The sequence below is a fragment of the Arthrobacter agilis genome (genome assembly GCF_002953615.1).
GTDB classification, from domain to species: domain Bacteria; phylum Actinomycetota; class Actinomycetes; order Actinomycetales; family Micrococcaceae; genus Arthrobacter_D; species Arthrobacter_D agilis_B.
The window spans coordinates 351,559-359,806 of sequence record NZ_CP024915.1; the positions used below are offsets into that span (position 1 = coordinate 351,559).

Here is an 8,248-nt window from a genome sequence, read left to right on the forward strand (position 1 = left end):
CCCTGGCGGCCGCCCAGTCCCTGCCGGAGTCGTTCGCCTACCGGGAGCAGCTCGTGCTGATCGCGTTCACCGTCGCCGTCACCACTCTCCTGGTGCAGGGCAGCACCCTGCCCGCACTCATCCGCGTCCTGAAGATCGAGGGCATCGACGCGGACACCGACCGTGAGGAATCCGCCACCCTCTTCGACGAGCTGCGCACCGAGGGGCTGCGGATCCTGGACGACCCGCAGCAGATCGTCGGTGGGGACGTGCAGGTGGACGAGGACGTGCTGGAGCGGGTGCGGACCGACACCGGCATGCGCTCGGAATTCGAGTGGGAGAAGGCGCGCCTGCCGGAGCAGAAGCTGGTGCGCTCACCGCACCGCCAGTACCGGGACCTCCGGCTGGCCGTGCTCGAGGCGGAACGGCAGGCGCTTTTGGCAGCGCGGGCACGCGGCACCTACTCGTCCCGCGTGCTGGCGAAGGCGCAGCGCATCCTGGACGTCGAGGAGACCCGGCTGCGTCCGCGGGGCGGATCGTCCTAGCGCCGTCCGGGTGCTGCCCCGACGCGTGCACGGTCGCCGACATCCGGGAAGAGCAGGCCGGCCGCGACGACGATCACACCCCGCCCGACCGGCCCAGCAACTGCGGCTCCAGCGCCTGCGTCCCCTCCCGCAGCGCCTCCACCACGGCGGCGACGGCGGGTTGACGCAGCGCGTCGGGACGCACCACCAGCCAGTAGTCCAGCTGCTCGGCGACCAGTCCGGGCAGGAGCCGCACGAGGTCCGGATGCCGGTCCGCCATGAAGCACGGCAGGAGGCCGAGGCCCGCGCCGGTCCGCGTCGCCTCGACGTGGACGAACACGTTCGTGGAACTCAGTGCATCTCGCATCGCGGGCAGCAGGCGCCGTGGCGCGTCGAGGCTGTCCACCTGGAGCATCGAGTCGATGAAGTACACGAGCGGATGGGTGACCACTTCCGCCAGGTCCGACGGCGTGCCGTGCTCCTCCAGGTAGTCCCGGGACGCGTAGAGCCCGAGCACGTAGGCCCCGAGCCGCGTGGCCTCGGCCCGGTGCACCTGCGGTTCGCCCACCACCACCTCGAAGTCGAGGCCCGTCCGCGTCTGGGAGGCCCTGCGGGTGGCGGCGACGATCTCGATGCTCAGCCGCGGGTTGCGGGCCCGGAGCCGCGCGAAGGCGGGGGCGGCGATGAACGCGCTGAAGCCGTCCGTGGCACTCATGCGGACGACGCCGGTGAGCGCACCGCCGTCGTCACCGGCCAGCTGCGCGACGGCCGCGGCGACTCCCGCCGCGGCATCCGCTGCCCGCCTGCCCAGGTCCGTGAGCTCCCAGCCGCCCGTGCCACGGGACAGGACGTGCCCGCCGAGGGCCTTCTCGAGGGCCGCGATCCGTCGGGAGACGGTGGTGTGGTTGAGACCGAGGCTGTCCGCCGCCGTGGTGAAGCGACCGGTCTGCGCGACGGCCCGGAGGACGAGGAGATCCTGTGCGTTCGGGGCGGCCATGTGTGCAGTATCGCAGGGTAGGCGTGCCGAAGTGGTCATTGGTCCCACTCCGTCGTGCAGGAATACTCAGGTGGTGTGCGGGGAGCGGCCCCGCCGAGCATGCGCGGAAGGAAAGCCATGAGCCTCGACGAAGCGGCGGCGATGTCCTACATCGGATCCGGGGGCAGGACCGGCACGCAGCCCGCCGGTCGTTCCGAGGGGAGTCTCGGCGGTCGGAGGGCCGTCATCACCGGCGGCGCCAGCGGCATCGGCGCGGCCTGCGCGCGCAGCCTCGCCGCCCGCGGTGCTTCCGTGGTCGTCGCCGACCGCGACGGGCAGGGCGCCGCGGCCCTGGCACAGGATCTGGAGGGGGAGGCCTGGGCCGTCGACCTGCTCGACACCGCGGCCCTCGAAGACCTGACCCTCGACGCGGACATCCTGGTCAACAACGCCGGCATCCAGACGGTCAGCGCCATCCAGGACTTCCGCCCCGACGATTTCCGCCGGATCCAGAAGCTCATGGTCGAGGTTCCGTTCCTGCTGATCCGCGCGGCCCTGCCGGGGATGTACGAGCGGGGTTTCGGCCGGATCATCAACATCTCCTCCGTCCACGGCCTGCGCGCCTCGCCGTTCAAATCGGCCTACGTCACGGCCAAGCACGGGCTGGAGGGTCTGTCCAAGGTCACGGCTCTCGAGGGTGGGGAGCGCGGGGTCACGAGCAACTGCGTGAATCCCGGCTACGTGCGGACGCCCCTGGTCGAGAACCAGCTCGCGGACCAGGCACGCCTGCACGGCATCAGCGAGGACGAGGTGCTCTCGAAGATCCTGCTCACGGAATCGGCGATCAAGCGCCTCGTCGAACCCGAGGAGGTGGCGTCGCTGGTCGCATGGCTCGCGGGCGACGACGCCGGGATGGTCACGGGCTCGTCCTACGTCATGGACGGCGGCTGGTCCGCGCGCTGAACCGCGCACCGACCTGCAGGACCGTCCCCCGGACAGCGACGACGGCGGTCCCCCATCCGCCGTCGTCGCCACCCGTCGTCGCGCGGTCCGTCGTCGCTCCTCCCACCCGGAGCGCTCGATGCGCGGGCAGGTTCGGACCTGCCCACTGATCGGCCCCGATCACCGGGCGGATCCGACGCCGGAGCGACCGACCGCCCACTGGGATCAGATGCCGAGGAGTTCCTCGATGGGGCCGATGCCGAAGAAGACCACGAAGGCCGCGGCCACGGCCCACATCAGCGGATGCACCTCGCGGCCGCGGCCCTGGATGGCGCGGATCAGCACGAAGGCGATGAAGCCGGCGCCGAGGCCGTTCGCGATCGAGTAGGTGAACGGCATGAGCGTGAAGGTCAGGAACGCCGGGATCGCGACGCCCCAGTCCTCGAAGTCGATGCGGCCCACCTGCGCCACCATCATGAAGCCGACCACCACGAGCGCGGGTGCCACGGCTTCGAACGGCACGAGGCTGATGAGGGGCGTGAAGAACATCGCGAGGAGGAAGAGCAGTCCCGTGACCACGTTCGCGAGGCCCGTGCGGGCACCCTCGCCGATACCCGCACCCGATTCCACGTAGATCTGGTTGGACGAGACCGAACCGGCACCACCGGCCACCGCGCCGAGCGCGTCGATCACGAGCACGCGATCGACCCCCGGGATGTTGCCCTTGGCGTCGACGAGCTTGGCCTCGTTGGCGAGCCCCACCATGGTGCCCATCGCGTCGAAGAAGATGCTGAGCAGGATCGTGAAGGTCAGCAGGATGGCGGCGGTGCCGCCGAGGTGCCCGAACGCCCCGAACAGGCTCACGTTGCCCACGAGGCTGAGGTCGGGTACGCCGATCCACGTGCCGGAGGGCAGTTCCGGGACCACGAGGGACCAGCCCGCGGGGTTCGGCTCCTGGCCGGGGGAGACGCTGGCGCCGACGTCGAACAGGGCTTCGAGGATCACCGCGAGCACCGTCGCGGCGAGGACGCCGATCAGGATGGCGCCGCGCACCTTCCGCACCACGAGGGCGATGGTCAGGATAAGGCCGAAGACGAAGACGAGGGTGGGCCAGCCGATCAATACTCCACCGAAACCGAGGCCCACCGGCACCGTGGTGTTGGCGACGTCGGGGACGCGGCGCACGAAGCCGGCATTGACCAGGCCGATCAGCGCGATGAACAGGCCGATTCCCACGACGATCGCGGTCTTGAGGCTTTCCGGGACGGCGTTGAAGACGGCCGTCCGGAATCCGGTCAGCACCAGGACGAGCATCGTGAGGCCGGCGAGCATGACGAGTCCCATGATGTCCGGCCAGGTGAGGCCCGGGTTGGTGGCGACGGTGATCGCCACGAACGCGTTGACGCCGAGCCCGGTGGCCAGCGCGAACGGGTACTTGGCCCAGGCGCCCATCAGGATGGTCAGGATGCCGGCGACGAGGGCGGTCACGGCGGCTACGCGTTCGAAGCCGAGCTCGCCGCCCGAGGAGTCGGCGCCGGCGAGGATGAGCGGATTCAGCACCACGATGTAGCTCATGGCGAAGAAGGTGGCGAGGCCGCCGCGGATCTCACGGGAGAACGTCGACCCCCGCTGCGTGATGTCGAAGTAGCGATCCAGCGCGGAACCAGTTTTGAGCATGGGGGATCCTAGGGCGGAAGGGTCGGGGAGCAATCGCGATACATTCTATCGCGGGCATGCCTGAAGCCTGCGTCCGTTACGCGCCCCTCCGGCGGGTGCGCTGCCGGGTCCCCAGCGCCCCCTCAGGGTCTCCGCGTAGGGTTGGAGCATGGTTGCCTCCCTCCTCCCGCCCGCCCAGCACCCGGCCACCCTGCGGCCGGGGCGTCGTCCCCTCCCTGCGGTTGCCGGGCTCGTCTCCGCCGTCCTGCTGGCACTCGCCATGCTGCTCGGTGCCGGCGGCGCAGCGAGCGCGCACGACGAACTGACCGGTACCGACCCGGCGGAGGGCGCGACCCTCGACGTCCTGCCCCCCAGCCTGGAACTCACCTTTTCGAACGTGCCCTCGGGGATCGGCGCCCAGGTGCAGGTCCTCGACGAGTCCGGCGTGGACTGGGCGGACGGGCCCGTGCAGATCGTCGACCGGACCGCGACCCAGCCCCTGCGCACCGGCGCACCGGCCGGGAGCTACACGGTCAACTGGCGCGTGGTGAGCTCGGACTCGCATCCCATCGAGGGTACGTTCGGCTTCAGCGCGCTGCAGGGTTCGACGACGGTACCGGACTCGGTGAGCACCGCCGGCCCGGTGGACACGGAGGAGGCCCAGGCCGGCGAGACGCAGACGGCGGGCGTCAGCGACTTCCCCTGGAGCATCATCCTGATGGTCGCGGCGCTCGTGGCGATCGCCGTCGCGCTCGCGGTCACGGCACGCAAGCGGCTCGGCGCCGGCAAATAGGGCCGGCCGGCATGCGGCAGCAGGGAAGGGCTATGCCCCCAGCGGCGAGATGGCCGCGAGGGGCGGCGCGATCCGGTTGAGGGCGGCCGGCCCCTGGGCCACGATGGCGTCGCTGACGAGTTTCGCCTGGCGGACGATCTCCCGGGTGGTGGGCGTCAGCAGTTCGCCGACGCCGACGAGGTGCAGGCCGATCGCGCGCAGGGCCGCCTTGAAGTCCCTGCCGATCGCGATGCCCATGGAGCGGAGGAACTTCCGCAGTTCGTTCTGGGGGTACTTGGTGAGCACCACGTGGTCGGCGAGGAGCACGCCGTCGGCGGTCTGCACCGCCCATTTCTTGTGCCCCACGGGGCCCTTGATGAGCTTCGGATGCCCGATGATGCTCAGGTTCTCCGCCACGGTGGTCTGCCGGACATCGAGCTGGTGGGCCGTCGCGTAGCCGCGGAGGAGCCGCATGAGTTCGGTCCGTTCCGACAGGGAGACGGAGTCCGTCATGACCGTCCGCATGGCGCCGGAGTCGAAGCATTCGAGGCTCTCGACGACGATCGAATCGATGCCGCGGCGGCTCAGCTCGCTCGCGACGGCGAGTCCCGACAGCCCCGAGCCGATGACCACGGTGCTCGTATGCTCCGCGGGCGTGGGCATCGCGGACGCAGACCGGACCGGGTCGAGCGGCAAGGAATCCACCGGGTTACCTCCACTGGAAAGCATTGGTCCCGTACGGCCCGGCGCCTCTTCCGGGCCGTACGGACTCTTGGCTGCGAACGGGTCATCCAAGAGCACTTCGCGCGGGGGGAAAAGGGCTCGGAAGCCTACCTCCGCGACGGGTCTTCGAAGCCTATATAACTTTTCAGACCGTGGATAGACCGATGATCTGCGGTGCGCTACAAATGGTTGACCGGCCGCTTCGGGCGGCGGAACACGCGACCGAAGGAGGCCTGCCGTGGGCAGCGAGCACACAGAGGGTTTGTCGCAGGGGCTGGCGCAGCACGGGATAGTCGTCGGCGTCGATGGTTCCGACCAGAGCACGTGCGCCCTGCTCTGGGCCGCCCAGGAGGCCGAGCGCCGCAGGGCTCCGCTCTACGTCGTGACCGCCTACACCGTCCCGGTCTTCGCGGCCTCCAGCATGGACGCCGGCTACGCCACCGTGGACGACGACGTGATCCGGGCCAGCGCGCAGTCCGTGCTCGACGACTCGCTCGGGCACCTCGATGGGATCACGGTGGATGTGCATCCGCGGATCGAGACGGGTGATGCCGCCGGCGTCCTGCTCGACCTCTCCGAGGAAGCGGAACTGATGGTCGTGGGATCCCGCGGGCGCGGTGGCTTCGTGGGCCGCCTCCTCGGGTCCGTCAGCAGCGCCCTGCCTGCCCATGCGAAATGTCCGACGGCGGTGATCCCGGTCTGCACCGGAGCCCGCCTCGGGCATCCGGAACTGGGCCGGAAGTCCGTCAAGGACAAGCCGCCCGCCGTGGTGGAACCCGTGGTCGTGGTCGGCGTCGACGGTTCAGAACAGGCTCGCATGGCGTCTCTCGCCGCGGCCGAGGAAGCGCGGTCGCGGGGGCTCGCCCTCCGGGTCGTCTGCTCCGTCGCGCCCTTCAACGGCTCCCTCGCCTGGGTGCCCGCGCCCGTCGACCGGGAAGCGCTCCATGCCGACCTCGCCGTCCAGCTCGCTGCCGGACGCGACTGGCTCCAGAGCCACTACCCCGACCTGGACATCCGGGTGGACCTCGTGGACGGGCCGCCGGCCGAGGTGCTCATCGAGGCCTCGGCCACGTCGGAGCTGCTCGTGGTCGGCACGCGGGGCCGCGGCGGCTTCGCGGGCATGCTCATGGGGTCCACGAGCCAGGGCGTCCTGCACCATGCCCGGGGTCCGGTGCTGATCGTCCCCGACAAGGCGGACCCGCGACTCGAAGACCGGAGCTCGTTCGGGCCGATGATCGCGCCGACCCGGTAGCGCACGGGCCGTCACCGCCGACCGCGGCAGGGCCGGGCCTCAGCCCCAGCCCAGTTCGTGGAGCCGGTCGTCGTCGATGCCGAAGTGGTGCGCCACCTCGTGCACCACCGTCACCAGGATCTCCTCCACCAGTTCCTCGCGGGATTCGCAGAGTCGCATGAGGGGTCCGCGGAAGATGCTGATGCGGTCCGGCAGCGACCCCGCCTCCCACCACGCATCGCGCTCGGTGAGCGGGGTTCCCTCGTAGAGTCCCAGCAGTTGCGTGTCGGCAGGTTCCCCGGGCCCGGGCTCGTACTCCTCGACGACGAGGATGGCCACGTTGTCCATGGCGCGGGCGAGGTCGTCGGGGATCCGGTCGATGGCGTCGTCGACGGCTTCCTCGAACTCTGTGAGTGGGATCTCGAACGGCACGACCCGATCGTACAGAACGCACACCCGCGCCCCGGACGGGCACCGAGGGGTCGGGTGACGCCGCCGAGGCGCCGATTTTGTGTAATCGAGAATCTGCCCCTATAGTTTTATAGGTCCACGACAGGGAATGATCCGCCGGAAAAGCTAGCCCTCCGGAAGGTCGCAGGAACCCGAACTGTGGTTCTGGCCCCCATCGTCTAGTGGCCTAGGACACCGCCCTTTCACGGCGGCGACACGGGTTCGAATCCCGTTGGGGGTACGCACGAGATGCCCTCACGGGCGGTCAACCGCACTGCAAAGTGCTGGTAGGCTGGAACTCTTGCAAAACGGCAAGGAAAGATAGCAAGGCCCTGTAGCGCAGTTGGTTAGCGCGCCGCCCTGTCACGGCGGAGGTCGCGGGTTCAAGTCCCGTCAGGGTCGCTCAGGCGGCCGGATCCCCTCGGGGATTCCGGTCGGGCTGGATACGGTGATCATCGCGAAGATGGTCGCAAGGCTCTGTAGCTCAGTTGGTAGAGCGTTCGACTGAAAATCGAAAGGTCACCGGATCGACGCCGGTCGGAGCCACCGCCGAAAACCCCGCAGTTCCCCACGGAACGCGGGGTTTTTTTCTGCGCCCGATGTTCCCAGCCAATGCCGGGGTTCGAGCCGTAGCATCACGGCGGATGCCGGCAGCGGAAACGGTGGGCCGGCGTGCCCGGTCCGTCCGGACCGGTCGGTACCCCCTGGGCACCCTGCGGTTGCCCAGGGGAACCACCTGGGATATTTGTGGAGCTTTCAAGCGTTGAACCCCCGGCAACCCCTCGAGACGAAAGGGCCTTCGTGAGACTCCTGCATGCGGTCCCCGGGCTGGCACTCGCCATGGCCCTGGCCGGGTGCAGCCAGGGTGCGACGGCCCCTGCCGAGACCATGCTCACCATGCCGGCCAGCCCGTCGCCCGGGCCCACTCTCCTCTCCACGCCCCCGCAGGAGCCGGCTCCGGCCGGATCCGGGGAGGGAGCGGCGGGCGGCGAGGA

At 69.9% G+C, this 8,248-nt stretch carries 8 protein-coding genes, 3 tRNA genes and 1 pseudogene; 8 read left to right on the forward strand and 4 right to left on the reverse strand.

Annotated features, from left to right (window positions below):
* Positions 1-524: pseudogene (locus CVO76_RS01700) on the forward strand (cation:proton antiporter); the annotation flags it as partial.
* Between the two features lie 73 nt (positions 525-597).
* Here the strand turns inward: CVO76_RS01700 and CVO76_RS01705 are convergent.
* Complete coding sequence (locus tag CVO76_RS01705) at positions 598-1,500, reverse strand: LysR family transcriptional regulator (protein ID WP_133080248.1); 903 nt, start codon at positions 1,498-1,500, stop codon at positions 598-600.
* Between the two features lie 141 nt (positions 1,501-1,641).
* Between CVO76_RS01705 and CVO76_RS01710 the strand changes: the two genes are divergently transcribed.
* Positions 1,642-2,442 carry a 3-hydroxybutyrate dehydrogenase gene (locus tag CVO76_RS01710; RefSeq protein ID WP_208741665.1) on the forward strand — a complete coding sequence of 267 codons (801 nt, stop codon included), beginning with the start codon at positions 1,642-1,644 and terminating at the stop codon, positions 2,440-2,442.
* Positions 2,443-2,646: 204 nt separating this feature from the next.
* On the opposite strand, the gene CVO76_RS01715 is transcribed toward CVO76_RS01710, so the two are convergent.
* Positions 2,647-4,098, reverse strand: coding sequence for an NCS2 family permease (locus CVO76_RS01715; RefSeq protein ID WP_133080250.1), 1,452 nt, complete (start codon positions 4,096-4,098; stop codon positions 2,647-2,649).
* Between the two features lie 148 nt (positions 4,099-4,246).
* Here CVO76_RS01715 and CVO76_RS01720 point away from each other — a divergent pair, with 148 nt between their 5' ends.
* A complete protein-coding gene (locus CVO76_RS01720; protein WP_208740464.1) occupies positions 4,247-4,870 on the forward strand; it encodes a copper resistance CopC family protein in 624 nt (207 codons plus the stop codon).
* Between the two features lie 30 nt (positions 4,871-4,900).
* Here CVO76_RS01720 and CVO76_RS01725 read toward each other — a convergent pair whose 3' ends face one another.
* Complete coding sequence (locus CVO76_RS01725; RefSeq protein ID WP_244186150.1) at positions 4,901-5,554, reverse strand: FAD-dependent monooxygenase; 654 nt, start codon at positions 5,552-5,554, stop codon at positions 4,901-4,903.
* 256 nt (positions 5,555-5,810) lie between these two features.
* Between CVO76_RS01725 and CVO76_RS01730 the strand changes: the two genes are divergently transcribed.
* A complete protein-coding gene (locus CVO76_RS01730) occupies positions 5,811-6,824 on the forward strand; it encodes a universal stress protein (protein WP_208740465.1) in 1,014 nt (337 codons plus the stop codon).
* Positions 6,825-6,863: 39 nt separating this feature from the next.
* On the opposite strand, the gene CVO76_RS01735 is transcribed toward CVO76_RS01730, so the two are convergent.
* A complete protein-coding gene (locus CVO76_RS01735) occupies positions 6,864-7,235 on the reverse strand; it encodes a metallopeptidase family protein (RefSeq protein ID WP_244186151.1) in 372 nt (123 codons plus the stop codon).
* 186 nt (positions 7,236-7,421) lie between these two features.
* On the opposite strand from CVO76_RS01735, the gene CVO76_RS01740 reads away from it, so the two are divergent.
* The 4 genes from CVO76_RS01740 to CVO76_RS01755 form a co-directional block, all read left to right on the forward strand.
* A tRNA-Glu gene (locus tag CVO76_RS01740) sits at positions 7,422-7,494 on the forward strand.
* Between the two features lie 87 nt (positions 7,495-7,581).
* Positions 7,582-7,655, forward strand: a tRNA-Asp gene (locus tag CVO76_RS01745).
* 71 nt (positions 7,656-7,726) lie between these two features.
* Positions 7,727-7,799, forward strand: a tRNA-Phe gene (locus CVO76_RS01750).
* A 255-nt stretch (positions 7,800-8,054) separates the two neighbouring features.
* The coding region (locus tag CVO76_RS01755; RefSeq protein ID WP_208740466.1) for a hypothetical protein at positions 8,055-8,248 on the forward strand (194 nt) is incomplete at its 3' end.

Coding starts and splice junctions, on each gene's coding strand:
- CVO76_RS01705 (WP_133080248.1), bottom strand. CDS start 1,500: ATGGCCGCCCCGAACGCACAGGATCTCCTCGTCCTCCGGGCCGTCGCG.
- CVO76_RS01710 (WP_208741665.1), top strand. CDS start 1,642: ATGTCCTACATCGGATCCGGGGGCAGGACCGGCACGCAGCCCGCCGGT.
- CVO76_RS01715 (WP_133080250.1), bottom strand. CDS start 4,098: ATGCTCAAAACTGGTTCCGCGCTGGATCGCTACTTCGACATCACGCAG.
- CVO76_RS01720 (WP_208740464.1), top strand. CDS start 4,247: ATGGTTGCCTCCCTCCTCCCGCCCGCCCAGCACCCGGCCACCCTGCGG.